Raw genomic sequence first — 23,456 nt, 5'->3', positions numbered from 1 at the left:
CCGGCGGTGCGGCGGCGAAAGCACCCGGCCGGCACGCGGCCGGCCGGATGGGTACGGCAGGTGGATCAGACGCGCTTGTCGATGGCGACGAAGTCGCGGTCTTCCGGACCGATGTAGTTGGCGCTCGGGCGGATGATCTTGCCGTCGATACGCTGCTCGACGATGTGCGCGCTCCAGCCGGCGGTGCGGGCGATCACGAACAGGGGAGTGAACATCGCGGTCGGCACGCCCATCATGTGGTAGCTGACGGCGCTGAACCAGTCCAGGTTCGGGAACATCTTCTTGATGTCCCACATCACCGATTCCAGGCGCTCGGCAATGTTGTACATCTTCATGCTCGACTGCTCTTCGGACAGCTCGCGGGCCACGTCCTTGATCACCTTGTTGCGCGGATCAGAGACGGTGTAGACCGGGTGGCCGAAACCGATCACCACTTCCTTGCGCTCGACGCGGGCCTTGATGTCTTCCTCGGCCTCATCGGGACTGTCGTAGCGCTTCTGCACTTCGAACGCCACTTCGTTGGCGCCGCCGTGCTTCGGACCGCGCAGCGCGCCGATGCCACCGCAGATCGCGCTGTACATGTCGCTGCCGGTGCCGGCGATGACGCGGCAGGTGAATGTCGAGGCGTTGAACTCGTGCTCCGCGTACAGGATCAGCGAGGTGTGCATCGCCTTCACCCACGATTCCTGCGGCTTCTCGCCGTGCAGCAGGTGCAGGAAGTGGCCGCCGATCGAGTCATCGTCGGTTTCCACGTCGATGGCACGGCCGTTGTGGCTCCAGTGGTACCAGTACAGCAGCATCGAACCGAGGCAGGCCATCAGCTTGTCGGCGATGTCACGCGCGCCCGGATGGTTGTGGTCGTCCTTCTCCGGCGCCACGCAGCCGAGCACGGACACGCCGGTACGCATCACGTCCATCGGGTGTGCCGACGGCGGAAGCTCTTCCAGCGCCGCCTTCACCGCAGCAGGAATGCCACGCAGCGACTTCAGTTTGGCCTTGTACGAAACCAGCTCGGCGCGGGTCGGCAGCTTGCCGTGCACCAGCAGGTAGGCGATTTCCTCGAACTCGCTGGTGTTGGCCAGGTCCAGGATGTCGTAGCCGCGGTAGTGCAGGTCGTTGCCGCTGCGGCCCACGCTGCACAGCGCGGTGTTGCCGGCGGCGGTGCCGGACAGGGCGACGGACTTCTTCGGCTTGAAGGTCGGGGTTGCGGTCGTATCGTTCATGTTTCCCTCCGAAAACTCGATGGTGCAGGGTACTGCTTATTTCTTGGCGGCGAACAGTGCATCGAGCTGCTGCTCGAAGGCGTGGTAGCCGATGCGGTCGTAGAGTTCTTCGCGGGTCTGCATGGTCTCCACCACGTTGCGCTGGTGGCCATCGCGGCGCACCGCCTGGTAGACGTTCTCGGCGGCCTTGTTGGCAGCGCGGAAGGCCGACAGCGGGAACAGCTGGATCGCAACGCCGGCAGAAGCCAGTTCATCGCGGCTGAACAGCGGGGTGGCGCCGAATTCGGTGATGTTGGCCAGCACCGGCACCTTCACCGCGTCGACGAAGCGGCGATAGGTGTCCAGGTCGTAGGCCGCCTCGGCGAAGATGCCGTCGGCACCGGCCTCGACACAGGCGATGGCGCGCTCGATGGCCTTGTCCACGCCGTCCACCTGGATGGCATCGGTACGCGCGATCAGGAAGAAGTCCGGATCGGTCTTGGCATCGGCAGCCGCCTTCACGCGGTCGACCATTTCACCCTGCGAGACGATTTCCTTGCCCGGGCGGTGACCGCAGCGCTTGGCGCCGACCTGGTCTTCGATGTGGCAGGCGGCCGCGCCGGCCTTGATCAGCGACTTCACGGTGCGCGCGATGTTGAACGCGCTCGGGCCGAAGCCGGTGTCGATGTCGACCATCAACGGCAGGTCGCAGACATCAGTGATGCGGCGCACGTCCACCAGCACGTCTTCCAGGGTGTTGATGCCCAGGTCCGGCAGGCCCAGCGAGCCCGCGGCAACACCGCCGCCGGACAGGTAGATGGCGCGGAAGCCGGCGCGCTTGGCCAGCAGGGCGTGGTTGGCGTTGATCGCGCCGATCACCTGCAGCGGCGATTCGGCAGCCAGCGCCTCACGGAAGCGGGCACCGGCGGAGAAAGGAGTGGAAGCGGTCATGCGGCAATCCAGGTTGAAGTACGGGAAAGAGAGCGCAAGCACCATGCCAAGCTGCAAGCCGTTGATTTCACGGGAATGACGCCCATGCAACAGCGAAACATATGAAACATTGAAACAGATGTATCATGAAACATCCCGTCCAACGCGCGCCGCCATGTACCTGCCCCGCTCGCCCCTGCGCCACGCCGATGCCGACCCCAGTCGGCCGGTGATCTGGACCGTCAGCGTCTCGCGGCTGACCGGTCTTCTCGGCGACGTCATTCCCGAGTTCGATCGCCGCGCGCGTATCGAGCAGATCAACCTCGGCTTCGAGGAAGCGGTGGACGTGATCGGCCAGCGCCTGCGCCGCGAGCACTGCGACGTGGTCATCGCCGGCGGCTCCAACGCGGCCTGGCTGCGCGGCCGGCTGGAGCTGCCGCTGGTGCCGATCCAGGCCAACGGCTTCGACCTGATGGAAGCCTTGGCGCGCGCACGGCGGATCGCCGGCCGTATCGGCCTGGTCACCCACGCCAGCGACGTGCCGGTGTTCAGCAACTTCCAGCAGAGCTTCGGCCTGGACATCGAGCATCGCCGCTTCGTCACCCGCGAGGACGCCCGCGACTGCATCGCCGACCTGCGCGCCAACGGCATCGAGGTGATCGTCGGCACCGGCATGGCCATCGACCACGCCGAACAGGCCGGCCTGCCCGGCGTGCTGCTGTACTCGGCAGATTCGGTACGGCAGGCGTTCGAGCACGCGTTGGAACTGACCCAGACCCTGGCCCGCTCCGGCGGCAGCCGGCCCGCGCCGCGCCGCCGCGCCGCACCGCGCAGCGATGCCCACGACCTGCTCGGCGACAGTGAGGCCATGGCACAGGTGCGCGCACAGATCGCGCTGTACGCCCCGCATGACAGCACCGTACTGGTCACCGGCGAAACCGGCACCGGCAAGGAACTGGTGGCGCGCCAGCTGCACGCCGCCAGCGGACGCCGTGGCCGCTTCGTGGCACTGAACTGTGGCGCGATCAGCGAATCGCTGCTGGAAGCGGAGCTGTTCGGCTACAGCGATGGCGCCTTCACCGGCGCACGCCGTGGCGGCCGCGTCGGCCTGGTCGAGGCCGCTGACGGCGGCACCCTGTTCCTGGATGAAATCGGCGAACTGCCGCTGCCACTGCAGACCCGCCTGCTGCGGGTGCTGGAAGAACGCGAGGTACTGCGTGTCGGTGCCACCGAGCCGACCCCGGTCGACCTTCGCGTGGTGGCCGCGACCCTGCAGTCGCTCGAGCAGCGCGTGGCGGCCGGCAGCTTCCGCCGCGACCTGTATTACCGCCTGGCGGCGCTGCGCATCGCCCTGCCCGCACTGCGTGCCCGGCGCGGTGACATCCCGCTGCTGGCGCAGCATTTCTTCCGCCAGCTGCGTGGTATCGACGCGCCACTGGATGCGGAGGCACTGGCGGTGCTGACCACCGCCGAGTGGCCAGGAAACGTGCGCGAATTGCGCAATCTGGTGGATCGGCTGCGCATCCATTGGCAACCCGGTGAAGGGCTGATTGATGCCGCGCGACTGCTGCAGCTGGCACCCGAACTGGTGAATGAGGGCGCCGCTGCGCTACCGGTGGAAAGCAACGGCAAGCGGCCGCCGCGTGCGCAGTTGGAAACGCTGTTGCAGGAACACCGCAATGACCGCGAGGGCATGGCACAGGCGCTGGGCGTATCACGCACCACGCTGTGGCGCTGGCTGCGCGCGGAGGGATTGTAACGTCCTGCCATCTGGCTGGTGCACACCGATCTCTGGCCGGGGCGAACCGATGCCGATGTCTGTTGAGGGCAACCCGATGCCTGGGCGGTGCGAAGCGATCCCCGGTGGGTGCGAACCTTGGTTCGCACCGCTTTTCCCAATCACCCCATCCACGCATGGCGTGGAACTACTGGAGCGTCCAGGCGCTACAGCACGCTCGTCGGCCGGGCGCCGAATAAAGTGCAATCAGCGTGTCCAACGCGCTTCGATCGCGAACCGTCCACTCCCCACTGCGGCAATCCACAACAGCAACACACCCAGCGGCACTTCGCTCAGGTAGAAGAACCAGCTCAACCAATCCGGCACGCTCAGTCCCGCAGGAATGCGCGCGATGCCATCGGTCAGCGCCGCCACCGCACAGATCCCCGCCAGCAGCAGGGCCGAAGGACGGCTGAGCAGGCCCAGCACCAGCAGGCCGCCCGCAATCCATTCAATGCCGCCGAGCACCGGCGCACTGAACACCGGGAACGGGATCCCCGCATCAACCAGCGTATGCACCATGCGTTCGCGGCCCGCATCGGTGAACACCTTGTTCCAGCCGGACACGCAGAACATCACCCCGGCGACGATGCGGGCGATCAACAGCAGGAACGCTTCCACGCCGTGACGCGGCGGCGGCACCGCAAACAGGCAACGCCAGGAGGGCATGGCAACTCCGGAAGTCGAGAACATCCGTCGGAGTGTGCCGGTTAAGGGCCTGCTCGCAGATGAAGCAAGCCGGTCCATTTGCGACAGCCTGCTCTTGTGGAGTCGAGCCCTGCTCGACTGCCTCATGCGTCGGAGCAGCAGCCGAGCAGGGCTCGACTCTACAAAAGGCGTGCGTCGGCCAGCAGAAGCTCGATCTCCTCCACCTGCACCACCGGCACCTGCCACGGATGATGCGGCACGATGCCCTGTTCGAAGATGCGCTGCAGCCGCTGCGGATCGCGCGGCAGGCAGAATTCCAAGCGTACGCTGTCGACCACTTCGGTGCGCCCCGCCTCACCCTGCACGGGCGACGCACCCACGCGCGGGCGGAACTGTTCGAACCCCGGCGCCGACCACCACATACCGTGCTCGTAGTCGCCGGCCGCCAGCGCGTCCACCGCCAGGATGCCCTGCTTCACCGCGCCCAGTGCTGCCGACGGCACGAACACCACCACGCGGTACAGCGCCACGCGATTCACGCCGATGGCTCCAGCGGCATGCGGAAATAGACGACCCGTTCGGTCTCTTCGAAGCCGCAGGCCCGATGCGCGGCGTGAGCCTGCACGTCTTCCACGCGACTGTCCGAAGCCAGTTCGCGGCAGCCCGCATCGCGCGTCCACGCCTGCACCGCCGCCAGCAGGGCGCGGCCGACGCCGCTGCCTTGCCACTGCGGCTGCACGTACCAGCCCTCCAGGAACCCCACCGGCGAAGACTCGGTACCGTTCACGTAGTCATGGCGCAGGCGCACTTCAGCGAAACCAACCGCCTCGCCATCCGCCGCACAGGCCAAGAACACAGCACCTTCGGCATCTGCCAGCGACTGCGCCAGTTCCTCCAGCGGATCATCGGCATCAGGCCACAGGCCGAGACGCAACTGCGCCCATGCGGCCGCATCGGCCGGCGTGGCCTGGCGGATCGTGGGCGCGCTGGCGATCACGGGTACAGCAGGCGCTTGCTCCAGCGCCCTTCGGCGCCGGCTTCATAGCACCAGCGTTCGTGCAGGCGGAACTGCGCGCCGTACCAGAACTCGATGCGGTCGGGCACCACGCGCAGGCCGCTCCAGCCCTCCGGGCGCGGCACGTCCTTGCCCTCGAAGCGGGCTTCGACCTCGGCCACGCGCGCATCGAATTCCTCGCGCGTTGCCAGCGTCTTCGACTGCTGCGAGGCCCACGCGCCAATCTGGCTCATGCGCGGGCGGCTGGCGAAATAGGCATCGGCTTCGGCATCGGCGACCTGCTCGACACGGCCTTCAATGCGCACCTGGATACCGGCTTCGCGCAGGCTGCGCCACAGGAACAACAGCGCGGCCTGCGGATTGGCCTGCAGCTCCTGGCCCTTATGGCTGTCCAGGTGGGTGTAGAACACGAAACCACGCTCATCGAACGCCTTCAGCAGCACGATACGTGCAGAGGGACGGCCGTGCGTATCGGCGGTGGCCACGGTCATCGCGTTCGGCTCGACCTCGCGGCTCTGTTTGGCCTCTTCGAACAGGCCGGCAAACGTGGACAGGGCTTCGGCGTACAGGTCGCTCATGATTGCGTTCTTCTCACACGGATTGGGCTATTGTGGCTGCATGGCCGCTGCTGCGTATATGCCCCAGGTGAAAGGATTCCCCGAAACATTGGCCGAACAGGTGCTGGACGATGCACTGGGCAACGCTGCAGCGGTTCCAGTATTGGCGATCAGCGGCCTGCAGGGGAGCGGCAAATCGACGCTGGCCGCGCAGGTGGTGGCGCGCGCCCAGTCGCGCGGCCTGAACGCCGCCACGCTGTCCATCGATGACGTCTACCTGACCCGCGCACAGCGGCAGCGGCTGGCCCGCCAGGTGCACCCGCTGCTGATCACCCGAGGCCCGCCGGGCACCCATGACCTGCCGTTGGCCCATGCAGTGCTGGACGCCGTGGCCACACGCCAGCCCTTCGCGATGCCGCGCTTCGACAAGCTGGCCGATGAACGCCTGCCCGAAGCGCACTGGCCGCGCCTGCAGCAACCGCTGGACCTGCTGGTCTTCGAAGGCTGGTTCCTTGGCACCCCCGCGCAGGATGACGACGCGCTGGACAGCCCGTTGAACGCACTGGAGCGCGAAGCCGACGCCGATGGTCGCTGGCGGCGCTGGTGCAACCAGGCGCTGGCCCGCGACTACCCGGCGCTGTGGCAGCGCTGCGACCGCCTGTGGTTCCTGCAGCCGCCGGATTTCTCGGTGGTACCGCGCTGGCGCTGGCAGCAGGAGCAGAACCTGCAGGCCGCGCAGCCCGGCCGGCACGGCATGAGCCGGCCACAGCTGGAGCGCTTCGTGCAGTACTACGAGCGGGTCAGCCGCCAGGCGCTGCATGCCCTGCCCGCCCTGGCCGACCACGTGGTGGTGCTGGACGGCCAGCGACAGGTGCAGGACGTGCGCTGAGCGCGCCTATTCCACCAGGAAGGTCACCCGCAGGTTGACCCGCCATTCGGTGATTTCGCCGCTGCCATTGGTCACCACCTTGGTCTCGTTCACCCAGGCGCCCTGGATGCCCTTGACCGTCTCGGAGACCTTCTTCAGACCGCTGCGCACGGCGTCCTCCACGCTCTTCGGCGAGGAGGCGGTGATTTCGATGACCTTCGCGACCGTCATGGCCTGTACTCCGGTTGGCGCGGGAAACCCCGCAGGAACGCCTACCCTGACGTGAAGGACGTAAAGGCCAGGGCACGGAGGTGTTAGCATCACAGGGCATGAATCCTGCTCCGAACCTGATCCTGATCGGCCCGATGGGCGCCGGCAAAACCTGCATCGGCCGCCGCCTGGCCGAGCGCTTCACGCTGGACTTCGTCGATGTCGACCAGGCCATCGTCGATGCCGCCGGCGCCAGCATCCCGACCATTTTCGAGCACTCCGGCGAAGCCGGCTTCCGCAGCCATGAACGCGAGGCGCTTGCCCGCGTGCTGGAAGGTCGCGGCCAGCTGGTCTCCACCGGCGGCGGCGCGGTGCTGGATCCTGGCAACCGTGCGTTGATCGCCCAGCGCGGCTTCGTGGTCTACCTGCGGGTCAGCGTGAACGCGCAGCTGGAACGCCTGGCCCGCGACAAAGGCAGGCCGCTGCTGCAGCGCCCGGACCGTGAGCAGGTGCTGCACGATCTGGCCGCGCACCGCGACCCGCTGTACCGCGAACTGGCCGACATCACCCTTAATACCGACCCGTACACCGCTGCCGACGCGACCGCCCACCTGGTGGTCAAGCTGGCCACGCAATGGCAGCGCCAGGACCTGACCCCATGACTTCCCCCGCCCTGCTTCAGGTCGCCGTCGGCGGCGACCATCCTTACTCCATCACCATCGGCGCCGGTGCGCAGGCCGACGGCACCGCGCTGGCCTCGCATGTGCGTGGCCGCCACGTGCTTTTGCTCAGCGACAGCGAAGTGGCCCCGCGCTATCTGGGTGCCGTGAAGCAGACCCTTCTGACCGCACGCCCCGACCTGATCGTCGGCGAGCATGTGCTGGCCGCGGGCGAAGCCTCCAAGACGCTGGCCGAATTCGGCCGTGCCATCGACGCCCTGGCCGCGCTCGGCGCCACCCGCGACGCCTGCGTGTTCGCCCTCGGCGGCGGCGTGGTCGGTGATCTCGCCGGCTTCGCCGCGGCCTGCTGGATGCGCGGCGTGGACTGCGTGCAGCTGCCGACCACCCTGTTGGCGATGGTCGATTCGTCGGTGGGCGGCAAGACGGCGGTCGACATCCCGGCCGGCAAGAACCTGGTCGGCGCGTTCCATCCGCCGCGCGCGGTGATCGCCGATACCCGTGTGCTGGCCACCCTGCCGCCGCGCGAGCTGCGTGCCGGCCTGGCCGAAGTGGTGAAGTACGGCGCGCTGGGTGATGCCGTGTTCTTCGAATGGCTGCAGCAGCATGCCGATGCGCTGCTGGCCGGCGAGGATGCGGTACTGGCCGAAGCCATCGCGCGCAGCTGCCGGCACAAGGCCGCCATCGTCGAGCGTGATCCGTTCGAGAAGGGCGAGCGCGCCCTGCTCAACCTCGGCCATACCTTCGGCCATGCCATCGAAACCGAGCAGGGCTACTCGGCCCCGGGCCGCGATGCGCTGAACCACGGCGAGGCGGTGGCGGTGGGCATGGTGCTGGCCGCGAAGCTGTCCACTCACCTGGGCCTGGCCGACGATGCCGATCGCGCACGCCTGCAGGCGCTGCTGGAACGGCTCGGCCTGCCGGTGTCGATCCCGGCCGGGCTGGACCCGCAGGCCCTGCTCGGCCGCATGCGGCTGGACAAGAAGAATGTGGCCGGCCGCCTGCGCCTGGTGCTGTGGCGCGGCGTGGGCCGCGCCGAAGTGGTGCCGAACGTGGATGAGGCGGCGGTGCTGAAGGTGCTGTCGGCCCGGTAGTCCGGCCGCTGGCCGGCAACGTCAGCAACGAGGAAGCCCGCCAGCCGCCGGCACGACCGCGTTGCGGCCGGGGTCACCCTGGCCCCGCTACAATCGGCCCATGCACGTCTACCTGCAACATCCCGACGCCGGTGCGCAGGCACCGCGCTTCCTGCGCCTGAGCCTGCAGCCGGACCTGTTCGGCGGCTGGGAGCTGCTGCGCGAGAGCGGCCGCGTCGGCAACCGCTCGCAGCTGCGGCGCGAGCTGTTCCTGCAGGCCGACGAAGCCCGTCATGCCTTCGAGAAGGCGCGCGATGCCGAACTGCATCGCGGCTTCCAGATCCTCTCGCACGGCGACTGACGCCGCTGCCAACTTTCGTCCAAGGAATGCCCATCGTGACCAGCCCTCTCCGCAACGATCGCCTGCTGCGCGCCCTGCGCCGCGAACCGGTGGACTGCACCCCCGTCTGGCTGATGCGCCAGGCCGGCCGTTACCTGCCGGAGTACCGCGCAACCCGGGCCAAGGCCGGCAGCTTCCTGGCCATGGCCAAGAACCCGGAGATCGCCTGCGAAGTCACGCTGCAGCCGCTGCGCCGATTCCCGCTGGACGCAGCCATCCTGTTCTCGGACATCCTCACCATTCCCGATGCGATGGGCCTGGAGCTCTACTTTGTTGAAGGCGAAGGCCCGAAGTTCCGTCATCCGGTGCGTGACGAAGCGGCCATCGCCCGGCTGGCGGTACCGGACATGGAGCAGGACCTGGGCTATGTGATGGACGCAGTGCGCCTGATCCGTCGGGAGCTGGACGGCCAGGTACCGTTGATCGGCTTCTCCGGCAGCCCCTGGACACTGGCCTGCTACATGGTGGAAGGCGGCGGCAGCAAGGATTTCGCGCGCATCAAGGCAATGGCGCTGAACCATCCGCAGGCCCTGCACTGCCTGCTGGAGGTCACCACCGACGCGGTGATTGCGTACCTGGGCGCGCAGCGCGCGGCCGGTGCGCAGGCGCTGCAGGTGTTCGACACCTGGGGCGGCGTGCTGTCGCCGGCAATGTACCGCGAGTTCTCGCTGCGCTACCTGCAGCGCATCGCCGAGGGCCTGGAGCGCGGCGCAGGCAGCGAGCGCACGCCGCTGATCCTGTTCGGCAAGGGTACCGGCCTGCACCTGGAAGCGCTGTCGCAGACCGGCGCCGATGCACTGGGCCTGGACTGGACGCTGGACCTGGACGAGGCGATGCGCCGCACCGGTGGCCGCGTCGCGCTGCAGGGCAACCTCGACCCGACCACGCTGTACGCCTCGCCGGATGCGATTGCCGCAGCCGCAGCGCGGGTGCTCGACACCTACGCCGCCGGCAATGGCGGTTCGCGCGAGGGCCACGTGTTCAACCTCGGCCACGGCATGTCGCCGGACATGGACCCGGCCCACGTGCAGGTGCTGGTCGACGCGGTGCACGCGCACAGCCAGCGCTGAGCATTCGGCATACGGTTGCGGCGCGATGTTGATCGCGCCGTGACCCACAGTGCGCGATCATGGCATCCCCCACGCTGCACCGGCCGCACCCCATGTCCACATCGCCATCGACCTACAACCGCCAGCGCCCCCTGCTGTGGCTGGTGTCCTTGGCGATCTTCATGCAGATGCTGGACTCGACCATCGTCAACACGGCATTGCCGGCGATGGCGGCCAGCCTGGGCGAAAGCCCGCTGCAGATGCAGTCGGTGGTGTTCAGCTACGCGCTGGCGGTGGCCACCTTCATTCCCGCCTCGGGCTGGATCGCTGACCGCTACGGCACCCGTCGCACCTTCCTGGTGGCGATCATTCTGTTCACCCTCGGCTCGCTGGCCTGCGCGCTGGCCCAGCACCTGCACCAGCTGGTCGGTGCGCGCGTGCTGCAGGGCATCGGCGGTGCCATGCTGCTGCCGGTCGGCCGGCTGGCAGTGATGCGATCAGTGCCGCGCGAGGATTTCCTGCGCGCGATGAGCTTCATCGCCATCCCGGCCCTGGTCGGCCCGCTGATCGGCCCCACGCTCGGCGGCTGGCTGGTGGAGATCGCCTCGTGGCACTGGGTGTTCCTGATCAACCTGCCGATCGGCGTGATCGGATTCATCGCCGCGATGAAGATCATGCCCGACCACTACGCCAGCCATCGCACCCGTTTCGACCTGCGTGGCTACATCATGCTGGCCTTCGCGATGGTGGTGCTGTCACTGGCGCTGGACGGCATCTCCGGACTGGGCACGCCACACGCGCTGGTGATGCTGATGACCGTTGCAGGGCTGGCGGCTCTGGTGGGTTACTGGCTGCACGCTGCCAATTCGACGGCGCCGTTGTTCTCGCTGGCGCTGTTCCGCGTACCCAGCTACCGCATCGGCATTCTCGGCAATCTTTTCTCGCGCATCGGCAGCAGCGCCATGCCGATGCTGATCCCGTTGCTGCTGCAGGTCGGCCTGGGCCTGGGCCCGATGAACGCCGGCCTGATGATGGTGCCGGTGGCAGCCGCCGGCATGGTCTCAAAGAAACTGGCGGTGAAGCTGGTGGAGCGCTACGGCTACCGCCGCGTGCTGATGGTCAACACCGTGCTGGTGGGCCTGGCGATGGCCAGCTTCATCCTGATGACACCCGGCCAGCACCTGGCCTGGCGCCTGCTGCAGCTGGCGTTCTTCGGCGCGGTCAATTCGCTGCAGTTCACCGTGATGAACACCGTGACCCTGCGCGATCTGGACCGTGAGTTCGCCAGTTCCGGCAACAGCCTGCTGTCGATGGTGATGATGCTCGCCGCCGGCTTTGGTGCTGCTGCGGCCGGCAGCCTGCTGGCCGCGTTCGGCAACCACCTGGACAGCAACAGCGCCACCGCCGCGTTGCACGCCACATTCCTGTGCGTGGGCGCGATCACCCTGACCTCGACGATGATCTTCTGGCAGCTGCCCGATACCAAGCCGGAGCCACGGCAGGTCGAGCACGTTGCGGAGTGAGGGTGGTTCGGCAGGGCCTGCGGCCCTGCACCTGCAGAGGCTTCAAGCCAAGGCAACAGCAACGGCAAAAGCAGGCATTCCGTGGGTGGTGGGGCGGTGTGGGCTTGCAGGACACGCCGTAAACCCGTCCCTGGGGGCTCGATGGCGCCATCCATGGCGCCAACGGTCCTGCAAGCCCACACCGCCCCACCTCTGACAGATTTTCGCGATCGGGTAGATCCACGCCATGCGTGGATGAATCTCCATCGAGATCGAATATGTCGAATTGAGATCGAAAACCATCCACGCATGGCGTGGATCTACTGCAGATCGCAGAATTCTGTCGAAGGCGGGGTGGTGTCGGAGTGCGGGGTGTCAGCCGCATGGATGCGGCTGCCAAGCCTACAAGGACGTACTTGCGGCGTCCCCGCACTCCGGCACCGCCCCGCCATCCCACGGGAAACCAGCTTTTGCTTCGGCTGTTGCTGTTGCTCCGGCTTGCAGCAGGTGCAGGGCTGCAAGCCCTGCAATAAACCCTACCTGCCCATGACCCTGGCGATCGCTTCCACCAGCAGCTCACCGGTCACCGGCTTGCGCAGGAAACCACCGATGCCGGCCGCTTCCACCTGCTGCTGCAGGTCTGGATCGGTCCGTGCCGTCACGGCGAGCAGTGGCAGCATGTAGCCCTGGTTGCGCAGGTGCTGGGCCAGCTCGAAGCCGCTCAGGCCCGGCAGGTCCAGATCCAGCAGGCCGACGTCGAAATCCCCTGCGCTGATCTCGCGCAGTGCCGCCAGCGCATGGCCCGCATGCACCACTTCATGGCCGCGCGCACTCAACAGCCCGCGCACCACATCAGCCACGGTTGCATCATCCTCGACCAGCAGCACGCGCAATGGCGGCATGTTGGCCGCATCCTCGCGGTGCACTTCGCCCTCGGACTCTGCATTGGCATCGACCACCAGCGGCAACGGCAGGGTCACGCCAAAACACGTGCCGCGGCCGAGCTGGCTCTCCACCTGGATACGCCCCTGCATCGCCTGCGCCAGTTCGCGGCAGATCGCCAGGCCCAGGCCGCTGCCGCCGTACTGCGCCGCGGTGCGGGCGCCATCGGCCTGCTCGAAGCGGCGGAACAGGCGCTGCTGCTGTTCCTGGCTGATGCCCGGCCCGGTGTCGCGCACTTCGAAATGCAACGCGCGCAGCTCGCCGTCGCTGCGCGCATGCAGGGTGATGGTTCCGCGGCTGGTGAACTTGACCGCGTTGGAGAGCAGGTTGAGCAGGATCTGCCTTACCCGCATCGCATCGCCGGTCGCCTGCAGGCCCGGCGGCAACTGGTTGTCGAGGGTGAAGCGCAGGCCCTTCTGCGCTGCCAGCGGTCCCATCAGCGCGGCCAGGTCCTGCAGCAGGCAGCTCAGCGCGAACGGCTTGGACTGCAGCTCCAGCCGTCCGGATTCGATCCGTGCCAGGTCCAGTGCATCGTTGACCAGGTGAAGCAGGTGTTCGCCGGCGTGCCGGATCGACTGCGTGTAGCCGCGCTGCTGCGGGTCCAGCGGCGAGGCCAGCAGCAGTTCGCTCATGCCGAGCACACCGGTCATCGGCGTGCGGATTTCGTGGCCGAGATTGGCCAGGAAGCGGGTCTTGGCCGCCGAGGCCTGTTCGGCCAGTTCCTGTTTATGCAGTGCCAGCTGATAGGCATGGCGCCGCTGCAGGCGACGGCGATACAACCAGGCAAACCAACTGGTCAGCAGAAGCGCGATCGAGGCCAGCACCAGCAGCCCGGACAGGCTGCGCCACCACGGTGGCTGTACACGGAATTCCAGGCTCTGCACCCGGGACCAGACATGGTCGGCCGAGCGCGCCTGTACCTCCAGGCGGTAGCTGCCCGGCGGCAGGCGCGAAAACAGGCGCTCACCGGCCGGCCCCACTTCCACCCAATCGGGGTCGTAGCCGGCCAGGCGGTAGCGGTAGCTGTTGGAGGCCGAATCGGCGAATGACAACAGTCGCGCGACGATGCGCAGGTCACGGTCACCATCGGCAATCTGCAAGGGCGTGTCGTGGGTCAGGTCGAGTACCTGCTCGTTGCGGCGGACTTCGACCCGTTCGATCACCAACGGCGCCCGCCGCACCGACGGCCGCACCTGTTCCGGGTCGAACACCACCACGCCGGCCGGGGTACCGGCCACCAGATGGCCATCGCCGGACATCGTCAACGTGTGCTCGCGGAACTCCTGGCTGGGCAGGCCGTCGTGGACGCCGTACAGGCGCACGCTCTGCCCGTCGGCGCCAACCCGGACCAGGCCGCGCGCACTGGTGGCCCAGGCCACCCCCTGTGCGTCGACCACCAGCCCGGAAGCGGAGATCGCCGGGTAGCCCTGCTCCGCGCCGACCACGGCCTGCCGTTCAAGCCGGCCCTGGCTCCAGCGGTAGCGCGACAGGCGGCCATCCTCCGACAGCCAGACCTGGCCATCGCGGCCCACGTGCAACGCATGGATCGCGGTCGCCGGCGCGCCCGGCACCGGCTGGAAGCGCTCGCTTTCCGGCAGCCACTGCAGCAGGCCACGGCTACTGGCCAGCCAGATGTGGTCCTGCGGCCCGCATTCCACATCCAGGTTGAGCTGGCCCTGCTGCAGGCCGCGCTGGCCGTTTTCCAGCTGGCGGCGCAGGCGACCGTCGAGGTCACGCTGCTGCAGGCCTGCAGGCAACATCAACCATAGACTGTCGCCGTCACAGGTCATCATCGACTCGATGACCCCTTCCATGGTCGCGTCGGCCCCGGCATCACGGCCCCAGCGACGTAGCTCACGTCGCTTCGGGTCATAGCGCAGCAACGCATCGGTCGAGCCGATCCAGACCTGGCCACGGCGATCCTCGCGTACCGAGGACAGCCAGTACATGCCATTGACCCAGGTGCGGTGCTGCTCGATCTTGCCCGTCCTGGGATCGAACCGGTCCAGCGCGCCGTGGCTGCCGACCGTCCATATGCCGCCATTGCTGGAAGGGCTGGTGCCGAGCACGAAGGCATTGCGCAGCGAACCGGTGTCGTCCTCCAATCGCGACAGCACCGAGAACTGCCACCAGCGCGGCAGCAGATGCCACAGGCCGGCATTGGTACTGGCCAACCAGATGCCGCCTTCGCGGTCCTCGTAGGCGCCCGTCCAGTTCGGCCGCACCGGCCCGCGCGCAACGGCGCTGTACAGCGGAACGGTCTGGTACTGCCCATCCACGGCCCGACCAAGCCCGGTACGGGTATCCAACCAATGCCCGCCCTGTTCATCGCGCAGCATCATGCCGAGCACCTGCTCGCCCGGCGGCAGTTTCCATGGCGGCGACTCAAAACGCCCGTCGGGGCGACGCACCGTGGCGCCGGCCATCGTACTGATCCACAGGCTGCCATCGGGTTCGCTGGTCAACCCATTGATCAGCAGGCTGGGAATGACGTCCGTACCGACCCGCTCGAAGTCGGTGCCGGTCCAGCGCGCCACGCCATGCTTTGTGCCGACCCACAGGCTGCCATCGGCCAGCGTGGCCAGGTACGGCACCGAGGCGGCAGGCAGGCTGCGGGGATTGTTGGCCTCGGGCAGGAAACGCTGCAGGCGGTCCTGGCTGTCCAGCCGGTACAGCCCACCTTCGTGGGTGCCGAACCAGATCGCACCGTCCGGCGTGGTCGCCAGGCTCCAGACCGTGTTGGTCCCCATCAACGGCTGGCTGCTGCGGTCGTAGAAATGCAGCTGGCGGCGGTCGGCCGACATCCGTACCAGGCCCGCGTTCTCGGTCCCGATCCAGAGCTGGTTGCGCGCATCGACCAGGACCGTCCAGATGCGGTTGTCGCGCAGGCCATCCTCAGAACGCCAGATCCGGTAGTTGCGCCCGTCGTAACGGGCCAGGCCGTCGTTGGTGGCGATCCACAGGTAGCCATAGCGGTCTTCGGCCATGCGGTTGACGGTATTGGACGGCAGGCCGTCGAATACCGTCACCTGGCGCGGGCTCGGTGGCACCGGCTGCGCGGCAGCGGGTGACAGGCCGCACAGGAGGATCAGCAGCAGCATTGCCGCCCGCAGATACACCACCGATTGCCTCCTCACGCTGCCTGATGATTCCCGCGCCGCGGGCGTCGGCATGGTAAACCGAAAGTCGCGCCGTTCACGCCCGGCGTCGACGTTTTCAAGTTGTGGTCTGTCGTTTGGCGCGAGCCTGGATGATCGCTGCCACCAGCATGTCGCCGGTCACCGGCTTGCGCAGGAAACCATCGAAACCGGCAGCGAGCACCTGCGATTCGGCATACGCATCGGAGCGGGCGGTCACCGCCACCAGTGGCAGTTCGTAGCCCAGGGTGCGCAGCTGGCGGGCGATCGCAGTGCCGTCCAGCGCAGGCAGGTCGAGATCGAGCAGGCCGACATCGAAGCCGTCGGTAGCGATCTCCGACAAAGCCCCCAGGCCATGCAGCACATGCACCACCTCATGGCCGCGGCTGCGCAGCAGGCCGGCGATGACCTCGGCCACGGTGGCATCGTCCTCCACCAGCAGGATGCGCAGTGGCGGCAGCATCGGCAGTGCCGGCGCTTCGCCCGTGGCGGCTGCCTGCCGGGTCCAGGGCAGCGGCAACCGCACCCGGAAACGCGCGCCCTTGCCTGGCTGGCTGTCCACTTCGATGCGCCCGCCCATCGCCACGGCCAGCTCCTGGCAGATCGCCAGGCCCAGCCCGCTTCCACCATAGCGCGAGGCCGTGCGCGGCCCCTCCGCCTGTTCGAATCGGTGGAACAGCCGCTCCTGCTGCTCGGCATTGATACCCGGACCACTGTCGTGCACTTCGAAGCAGAGACCGCCGCCGTTCTCTTCCAGGTGCACGGCCAGGCCGACATGACCGCGCTCGGTGAACTTGATGGCATTGCCCAGCAGGTTGAGCAGGATCTGCCGCACGCGCATCTCGTCGCCACTGATGCTGATCGGGCCGGGCGGATCGTCGCCACGCTGGAAATCCAGCTTGCGCTGTTTGGCCATGGGCTGCATCAGCGCCTGCACCTGGTCGAGCAGTCCGGCCAGGTCGAACGGACGCAGATCCAGCTCCAGTCGACCGGCTTCGATGCGCGCGAGGTCCAGCGCATCGTTGACCAACCGCAGCAGATGGCTGCCGGCCTGCTGGATGGAGCCGGCATAGCTGCGCTGCACCGGGTCCAGCGGTGTGGCCAGCAGCAACTCGCTCATGCCAAGCACGCCGGTCATCGGCGTGCGGACTTCATGCCCCAGCGTGGCCAGGAACCGGCTCTTGGCCTGCGAGGCCTGTTCGGCCAGCTCCTGCTTGTGCACGGTCAGCTGCCATTGCTGGCGACGGCGCAGGCGCGCACGGATCGACCAGACCAGGACGAGCAGCAGCAGCGAACCGATCAGGATGTAGCCGAAGATCGCCATGCCGCTGCGCCACCAGGGTGGCAGCACCTTCACCTGCAGCTGCTGCGAAGGCGTCCATGCACCATTGGCGGTGGCCGCCTGCACTTCGATGACGTAGCTGCCGGTCGGCAGTCGCGACAGCGTGCGCTGGCCGTCGCCGCCCTGCTCCACCCAGTTCTGGTCATACCCGCGTACCCGGAAGCGGTAGCGGTTGCCCTGGGGATTGGCATAAGACAACAACCGTGCATCGATCTGCAGGTCGCGATCATCCGGTCCCAGCAGCAGGGTGCCGGTGTTCGGCAGCGGCTGCCAGCCGCGTGCATCGTCGCGGCGCACGCGCACCTCGGCAATCACCAGCGACGACCCGGGCAGCACCACGTCGTCGGCATTCACGTCGAATGCAACCAGGCCGGTCTGGGCGACGGCCAGAACGCGACCATCGGCATTCACCGCTGGCGGCCGGCTGGTGAACTCGGCATCGGACAGGCCATCGCGTTCATTGAACAACTGCAGGCGTCGTGCTTTCGGGTCCCAGCGCAGCAGGCCGCGCGGCGTGGTCGCCCACACCCGGCCATTGTCGGCCAATGCCAGGCCCCCCATGCTGACCGGCGGCACACCGGCGCTTCCATCAATGCGCTGGATCAGGCGCAGGCTCATGCCATCCCACTGGTAGCGCTCCAGCGCGCCCTGGCGGGCCAGCCACAACTGCTGCGGATCCACCCACACCAGGTCGTAGATCAGCCCGCGCGAGACCCCCGGCACCGCTTCGAAGCGACCGGCCTGCTCACGCCAGATGCCCATGTCGCCCATCACCCATGCCTTGCCATGGGCATCGAAGCGGATCTGCTCGATGGGTGAGTCGGCCGCCTTGCGGAAATCGTCGAGAGGATAGCTGCGCAGCACCCGGCCCTCCGCACTGCGCTGCTGCAGGCCCAGGTTCATCACCGAAAGCCAGACCGTGCCATCGGGTGCCTGCCGCATCAGGTCGATGCGCTGGCGCAGATCGGCGCCTCCACCGATGTGCCAGTCGTGCAGCGCGCGGGTGGCCGGGTCATACACGCTGATGCGGCCGGCACGCCCCAGCCACAGGCGCCCGTCCGACCGCGGCAGTACCGACCACACCGCACCGCTGCCGATCTCGCGGTCGCTGGCCAGCAGGCGCAACGTGCCATGCGCGTCCAACTGATACACGCCGTGCGCCGAACCCACGTAGTAGTTCTGGCCATCACTGGCCGCACCCAGCAGGTACTGGCTGTCCAGCGGCTTGCCATCGAGCTGGTTCCAGATCGAGAAGCGGCGCCAATCCGGCGGGAGGTAGGCCAGTCCCTGGGTCAGCAGGGCGACCCACAATCCGCCCTCATGGTCCTGCAGCAGATCGAGCACACCGCTCTGTGCAGTGAGGAAACCACTGCCGCGGTCGCCGTCGAGCCGCCATAGCGCACTCGCGTCGCCACGCAGCAGGCCATCGGACGTGCCCGCCCAGTAGCCGCCCTGGCGATCGGCCAGCACCAGCGCCGAGCGCAGGCCGGCGCTGTCGCTCCAGCGCGGACGACTGACCCGGTCCTGCGCATCGATGCGGTACAGGCCATCGTTCTGGCTGCCGACCCAGATCGAGCCATCCGGATCGCGGCTCATCCGCAGCACGCTCAATGCGCCCAGCGCGTGCGGTGCCACGGGCTCGAAGTCACGGCCATTCCAGCGTGCGACGCCGGCCTCGGTACCGATCCACAGGCGCCCCCGCGCATCGACCAGGCTGCTGTAGATGGTGTTGCTGGGCAGGCCGTCGGCACGGGCCGGGTCGTGCTTGAAGAAGCGCAGGCTGCCGTCCTCCCCGAACCGGCAGATACCCTGGCTGCTGGTACCGATCCACAACGCATCCCCGGCGTAGGCCAGCGTCCAGAACTGGCCCAGGCACGGACCATTGACCGCATCGAAGGTCTTGAACCGCTCGCGGTCGGCATCCAGGCGGGCCACGCCCTTGCCATTGATGCCCACCCACACACGGTCCAGCGGATCGACCAGCAGGGTCTCGATCTCGTTGCCGGGCAACGAACCGGGCTGTTCCGGGTCATGTTCCCAGACCCGCAGCGAGCTGCCGTCGTAGCGCACCAGACCGCCATCGGTTGCGGCCCAGACATGGCCCTGGCGGTCCTCGGCCAGCGCCAGCACCATGCGCGAAGGCATGCCTTCGGCGGCACCGAAGCGCCGCAGGCGTGGTGTTTCTGCCATGTCCAGGGCTGCAGCCGCCGTGGCAGACGCCAACAGCAGCAGCCCCGTTGCCGCGATGCCCAGGCACCACAGGCGCCAGCTGCTCGTCATCCTGAACCCCCTGTCCTGTCCCGATTGTCACACAGGGCCGGGGTCATGGCTGCAACAGCCTGTTGCCGGGGCAGGACCACCACGAACTGTTGCAGCCATGCACGCATCCTTGGCAGGGGCCTGTGCGTATGATCACAGCGTCCCCCTTCCGGAGCCCGCCATCGATGCGTCCCTGCCTGGCCCTGCTGCCGATGCTGCTCGCCACCGCTCCCGCCTGGGCGGATGCAGATACCTATCGCCTCGATCCGGTGCACACGCGTGTGCTGTTCAGCATCGACCACGCGGGCTACTCGCAGGCGATGGGCACGGTCTCCGGCAGTGAGGGCCGGCTGCAGTTCGATCCCGACAACTGGCGCGAGGCCACACTGGATGTCGAGGTCCCCGTGTCGCGATTGGACCTTGGCGATGCCAAATGGAACCAGGCCACGCTGGCCCGCAGCCTTCTGGATGGCGAGCGTTTCCCGAAGGCACATTTCGTCTCCAGCCGGGTCGAACCGATCGATGCCAGGCGCGCCCGCGTGATCGGCACCCTGACCCTGCGCGGGGTCAGCCAGGAGATCACGCTGGACGTGACCCTCAACGCCATCAAGCGCTACCCCCTCCCCCCGTTCCGACGCACCGCCGGTTTTTCCGCCAGCACCACGCTGAGCCGGCGCGCGTTCGGCATCACCGCCTGGCCGGGCGTCATCGGTGATGCAGTACAGCTGAGGATCGAGGCTGAAGCCACCCTCGACCGCAGCGACGCCCCGGGAACTCCCGCTCCCGTTCCACACTCCGACCCCAAGACGGCCCCCTAGAGGACCCTTCATGACCGCCAAGAACACCCCCGCCGCCTGGGGGAGTGTCAGCCAGATCCTGCATTGGTTGATCGCATTGCTGATCCTCGCCCTGGGCGTGGTCGGCCTGACCATGGGCGAACTGCCCAAGACCCCCAAGTATTTCTGGGTCTATACCGCGCACAAGTCGATCGGCATCACCGTGCTGGCGCTCGTGCTCTTCCGCCTCGGCTGGCGCCTGTATGCCGGTGCCCCCAAGCCGGTGCCGGGCGTGCCCAGCTGGCAGGAACGCATCGCCAGTGCCACCCACGTGCTGCTGTATGTGCTGATGTTCGCCATCCCGCTGTCGGGCTGGCTGTACGACTCGGCCAGCGGCCTGCGCCCGTTCCGCTGGTTCGGCCTGGTCGACGTGCCCAAGCTGAGCGGTCCCGACCCGCAGGTGGTCGCGGTATCGCATGCCATCCACGAGTACGGCTTCTGGCTGTTGATCGCGGTGGTGCTGGCCCATGCCGGCGCTGCCTTCTACCACCACCTGTTCCAGCGCGATGCGACCTTGTCCCGCATGTTGCCGCGCGGCTGGCTCGCCTCCCCTCAGAAGGACTGACCGATGAACCTGAAACTGACCACTCCGGCCGCCGTGGCCGCCGCCCTGGCCGGCATGCTGGCCACCACCCCGGTGTTCGCCGCCGACTACGCACAGGCGCCCGGCGCCGGCTCGATCCTGGTGTTCGCCACCAAGTACGACGGCGAAGTGTTTACCGGCAGCTTCCCGGGCTTTGCCACCAAGCTCAGTTTCGACCCGGCCAATCCTGCGGCCGGTTCGCTGGACGTGGTGATCCCGCTGGCCGGCGCCAAGAGCGGCAACAGCGACCGTGACTCGACCCTGCAGACCGCCGACTTCTTCAATGTTGGCAAGTTCGCCACCGCACGCTACACCGCCAAGGGCTTCCGCGCGGTGGGCAATGACCAGTTCGCCGCCGATGGCACACTGGAGCTGCGAGGCGTCAGCAAGCCGGTCACCCTCACCTTCACCTGGAAGCCGGGCACCCAGCCGGTGCTGACCGGCAAGGCCACGGTCAAGCGCCTGGACTTCGGCGTCGGCGGCGGCGACTGGGCCGACACCAAGACCATCCCGGACGAAACCGCGATCAGCACGATCGTGAAGTTCGACGCGAAATAAACCGCCTCTGGTAGTGCCGGCCGCTGGCCGGCATCACCGGGCATCGCGGGGTTGCCGGCCAACGGCCGGCACTACCGATCGACGGCCAGCCAGGCCTGGACCGTGGCCGCGTCGAACGGCCAGTCCAGCTCACGGTCGCCGCGCTCGTCGCGCAGCACCGGCACCCGCGCGCCGTAGCGCGCTTCCAGCGCAGGCTGGTCATCCAGGAACACCGATTCGAACTCCGGTGCCCGCGCCTTGGCCAGCTCGGCCAGGGCCATGTCGCACAGGTGGCAGTCATCGCGCTGGAACAGGGTCAACACCGGTTTGCTCCCTTTGCCGAAATGCTGCGCCGCAGCCATGGAAGTGCGGCATGAACCGCTAGAATAGCGGTCTCCTCCGGTACCCGCAGTACGGCAACCATGGCTGTCAGCACGTTCGACGTTTTCAAGATCGGCATTGGCCCGAGCTCCTCGCACACCGTCGGGCCGATGAAGGCCGCCGAGCGATTCATCCATCGCTGGCTGCTTGACCCGGGTCGCCTGAACGAAGTCGCGCGCATCCGCGCCGATGTCTATGGCTCGCTGGCGCTGACCGGCCGCGGCCATGGCACCGACAAGGCGATCCTGCTGGGCCTGGAAGGCCAGCGGCCGAACCTGATCGACCCGGACATCATCCCGGCCACCCTGGAGCGTATCCGCAGCAGCAAGCGCATCCAACTGATGGGCCAGCACGAGATCGCCTTCGACGAGAAGCGCGACCTCGGCATGAACAAGCGCCAGAAGCTGCCGTACCACACCAACGGCATGCGCTTCACCGCGTACAACGCCGAGGACGAGGTGATCGCCACCCGCGACTATTACTCGGTCGGTGGCGGCTTCGTGGTCAACCAGGACGACGCGGCCGATGACCGCATCGTGCCCGACGAAACCCCGCTGCCCTACCCGTTCAAGAGCGGCGACGAGCTGCTGGCGCAGACCGCGCGCAGCGGCCTGAGCATTGCCCAGCTGATGTTCGAGAACGAGAAGTGCTGGCGCAGCGAAGACGAGATCCGCGCCAACCTGCGCGAGATCTGGAGTGCGATGCAGTCGTGCGTGGCGCGCGGCATCCGCGAGGAAGGCGTGCTGCCGGGTGGCCTGAAGGTCGGCCGTCGTGCACCGGCGCTGTACCGCGAGCTGTCGTCGAAGCCGGAAGCAGCGATGCGCGATCCGCTGACCACGCTGGACTGGGTCAACCTGTACGCGCTGGCGGTGAACGAAGAGAACGCCGCCGGTGGTCGCGTGGTGACTGCGCCGACCAACGGCGCTGCCGGCGTGCTGCCGGCGGTGCTGCATTACTTCGACCGTTTCTGCCCCGGCGCCAACGAACAGCGCGTATTCGACTTCCTGCTGACCTCGGCAGCGATCGGCATCCTGTACAAGGAAAACGCCTCGATCTCCGGCGCCGAAGTGGGCTGCCAGGGCGAAGTGGGCGTGGCCTGCTCGATGGCGGCCGGTGGCCTGGTCGCGGCGCTGGGTGGCAACCCGAGCCAGATCGAGAATGCCGCGGAAATCGGCATGGAACACAACCTCGGCCTGACCTGTGATCCGATCGGCGGGCTGGTGCAGATCCCCTGCATCGAACGCAATGCGATGGGCGCGGTGAAGGCGATCAATGCCTCGCGCATGGCGATGCGCGGCGACGGCAAGCACAAGGTGTCGCTGGACAAGGTGATCAAGACCATGCGCGATACCGGCCGCGACATGCAGGACAAGTACAAGGAAACCAGCCGTGGCGGCCTGGCGGTGAACGTCATCGAGTGTTGAGGTCGACCGGTCCCGGCGCGATGGCGCCGGGCCACAGGTAGAGTCGACCGTTGGTCGACTATCGCGCGCAGCGCGGGATTTTCGCTCGTTGTGGGGAAGGTAGTCGA

Annotated in this window: 21 protein-coding genes; 11 read left to right on the top strand and 10 right to left on the bottom strand. The window is 67.6% G+C overall.

Translation table 11 applies throughout. From position 1 onward, the window contains the following. Positions 1–65: 65 nt before the first annotated feature. Together prpC and prpB are read right to left on the bottom strand one after the other, a co-directional pair. On the bottom strand, positions 66–1,223 hold the full coding sequence (gene prpC / locus AC5P5X_RS01640) for a bifunctional 2-methylcitrate synthase/citrate synthase (RefSeq protein WP_005410655.1): 1,158 nt from the start codon (positions 1,221–1,223) through the stop codon (positions 66–68). Between the two features lie 36 nt (positions 1,224–1,259). Beyond that, positions 1,260–2,153, bottom strand: a complete 894-nt coding sequence (gene prpB, locus AC5P5X_RS01635; protein WP_010482769.1) for a methylisocitrate lyase — start codon at positions 2,151–2,153, stop codon at positions 1,260–1,262. Positions 2,154–2,307: 154 nt separating this feature from the next. On the opposite strand from prpB, the gene prpR reads away from it, so the two are divergent. Further along, positions 2,308–3,891, top strand: a complete 1,584-nt coding sequence (gene prpR / locus AC5P5X_RS01630) for a propionate catabolism operon regulatory protein PrpR (protein WP_049461033.1) — start codon at positions 2,308–2,310, stop codon at positions 3,889–3,891. A gap of 225 nt (positions 3,892–4,116) precedes the next feature. Here the strand turns inward: prpR and AC5P5X_RS01625 are convergent, their stop codons facing one another. The 4 genes from AC5P5X_RS01625 to pdxH all read right to left on the bottom strand — a co-directional run bounded on the left by AC5P5X_RS01625 (position 4,117) and on the right by pdxH (position 6,150). Beyond that, complete coding sequence (locus tag AC5P5X_RS01625; RefSeq protein WP_049461031.1) at positions 4,117–4,578, bottom strand: DoxX family protein; 462 nt, start codon at positions 4,576–4,578, stop codon at positions 4,117–4,119. Between the two features lie 158 nt (positions 4,579–4,736). Further along, positions 4,737–5,096, bottom strand: coding sequence for a YqfO family protein (locus AC5P5X_RS01620; RefSeq protein ID WP_049431676.1), 360 nt, complete (start codon positions 5,094–5,096; stop codon positions 4,737–4,739). Next, positions 5,093–5,554: an aminoglycoside N-acetyltransferase AAC(6')-Iz gene (aac(6')-Iz, locus tag AC5P5X_RS01615; RefSeq protein ID WP_080356689.1), complete on the bottom strand. Its 462-nt coding sequence runs from the start codon at positions 5,552–5,554 to the stop codon at positions 5,093–5,095. Before aac(6')-Iz ends, AC5P5X_RS01620 begins: the two co-directional genes overlap by 4 nt. Further along, positions 5,551–6,150: a pyridoxamine 5'-phosphate oxidase gene (pdxH, locus tag AC5P5X_RS01610; RefSeq protein ID WP_049461029.1), complete on the bottom strand. Its 600-nt coding sequence runs from the start codon at positions 6,148–6,150 to the stop codon at positions 5,551–5,553. Before pdxH ends, aac(6')-Iz begins: the two co-directional genes overlap by 4 nt. 40 nt (positions 6,151–6,190) lie before the next feature. Here pdxH and AC5P5X_RS01605 point away from each other — a divergent pair, with 40 nt between their 5' ends. Continuing rightward, positions 6,191–7,018, top strand: a complete 828-nt coding sequence (locus AC5P5X_RS01605; protein WP_060380704.1) for a hypothetical protein — start codon at positions 6,191–6,193, stop codon at positions 7,016–7,018. A 6-nt stretch (positions 7,019–7,024) separates the two neighbouring features. On the opposite strand, the gene AC5P5X_RS01600 is transcribed toward AC5P5X_RS01605, so the two are convergent. Further along, on the bottom strand, positions 7,025–7,228 hold the full coding sequence (locus AC5P5X_RS01600) for a dodecin family protein (RefSeq protein ID WP_005410663.1): 204 nt from the start codon (positions 7,226–7,228) through the stop codon (positions 7,025–7,027). 98 nt (positions 7,229–7,326) lie between these two features. Between AC5P5X_RS01600 and AC5P5X_RS01595 the strand changes: the two genes are divergently transcribed. From AC5P5X_RS01595 to mdtD, 5 genes are all read left to right on the top strand, one after another. Then, positions 7,327–7,869: a shikimate kinase gene (locus AC5P5X_RS01595; RefSeq protein ID WP_495215884.1), complete on the top strand. Its 543-nt coding sequence runs from the start codon at positions 7,327–7,329 to the stop codon at positions 7,867–7,869. Further along, positions 7,866–8,978 (top strand): 3-dehydroquinate synthase, encoded by a 1,113-nt coding sequence (gene aroB, locus AC5P5X_RS01590; protein WP_099497730.1) that lies wholly within the window; start codon positions 7,866–7,868, stop codon positions 8,976–8,978. Before AC5P5X_RS01595 ends, aroB begins: the two co-directional genes overlap by 4 nt. 100 nt (positions 8,979–9,078) lie before the next feature. Beyond that, positions 9,079–9,318 carry a WGR domain-containing protein gene (locus tag AC5P5X_RS01585; RefSeq protein WP_005410666.1) on the top strand — a complete coding sequence of 80 codons (240 nt, stop codon included), beginning with the start codon at positions 9,079–9,081 and terminating at the stop codon, positions 9,316–9,318. Between the two features lie 26 nt (positions 9,319–9,344). Further along, positions 9,345–10,427 (top strand): uroporphyrinogen decarboxylase, encoded by a 1,083-nt coding sequence (gene hemE / locus AC5P5X_RS01580; RefSeq protein ID WP_065183418.1) that lies wholly within the window; start codon positions 9,345–9,347, stop codon positions 10,425–10,427. Positions 10,428–10,519: 92 nt separating this feature from the next. Further along, on the top strand, positions 10,520–11,929 hold the full coding sequence (mdtD, locus tag AC5P5X_RS01575) for a multidrug transporter subunit MdtD (RefSeq protein WP_010482759.1): 1,410 nt from the start codon (positions 10,520–10,522) through the stop codon (positions 11,927–11,929). Positions 11,930–12,444: 515 nt separating this feature from the next. Here mdtD and AC5P5X_RS01570 read toward each other — a convergent pair. Next, positions 12,445–15,972, bottom strand: a complete 3,528-nt coding sequence (locus AC5P5X_RS01570; protein WP_032966941.1) for a hybrid sensor histidine kinase/response regulator — start codon at positions 15,970–15,972, stop codon at positions 12,445–12,447. Between the two features lie 94 nt (positions 15,973–16,066). Then, on the bottom strand, positions 16,067–19,609 hold the full coding sequence (locus tag AC5P5X_RS01565; RefSeq protein ID WP_088611228.1) for a sensor histidine kinase: 3,543 nt from the start codon (positions 19,607–19,609) through the stop codon (positions 16,067–16,069). Positions 19,610–19,773: 164 nt separating this feature from the next. Here AC5P5X_RS01565 and AC5P5X_RS01560 point away from each other — a divergent pair, with 164 nt between their 5' ends. The 3 genes from AC5P5X_RS01560 to AC5P5X_RS01550 are packed head-to-tail and all read left to right on the top strand — an operon-like array spanning position 19,774 to position 21,565. Beyond that, on the top strand, positions 19,774–20,406 hold the full coding sequence (locus AC5P5X_RS01560) for a YceI family protein (protein WP_043034508.1): 633 nt from the start codon (positions 19,774–19,776) through the stop codon (positions 20,404–20,406). A gap of 10 nt (positions 20,407–20,416) precedes the next feature. Next, entirely contained in the window at positions 20,417–20,989 is a 573-nt protein-coding gene (locus tag AC5P5X_RS01555; protein WP_005410672.1) for a cytochrome b, read from the top strand. Between the two features lie 3 nt (positions 20,990–20,992). Then, complete coding sequence (locus AC5P5X_RS01550) at positions 20,993–21,565, top strand: YceI family protein (protein WP_005414145.1); 573 nt, start codon at positions 20,993–20,995, stop codon at positions 21,563–21,565. A 71-nt stretch (positions 21,566–21,636) separates the two neighbouring features. Here the strand turns inward: AC5P5X_RS01550 and AC5P5X_RS01545 are convergent, their stop codons facing one another. After that, positions 21,637–21,867 (bottom strand): glutaredoxin family protein, encoded by a 231-nt coding sequence (locus AC5P5X_RS01545; protein WP_005414144.1) that lies wholly within the window; start codon positions 21,865–21,867, stop codon positions 21,637–21,639. A 99-nt stretch (positions 21,868–21,966) separates the two neighbouring features. Between AC5P5X_RS01545 and AC5P5X_RS01540 the strand changes: the two genes are divergently transcribed. Further along, a complete protein-coding gene (locus AC5P5X_RS01540; RefSeq protein ID WP_005410675.1) occupies positions 21,967–23,349 on the top strand; it encodes an L-serine ammonia-lyase in 1,383 nt (460 codons plus the stop codon). Positions 23,350–23,456 lie beyond the last annotated feature (107 nt).

Source organism: Stenotrophomonas sp. YJH_SMC_91 (assembly GCF_059368495.1).
This window is presented reverse-complemented; position numbering and strand designations above follow the sequence as displayed.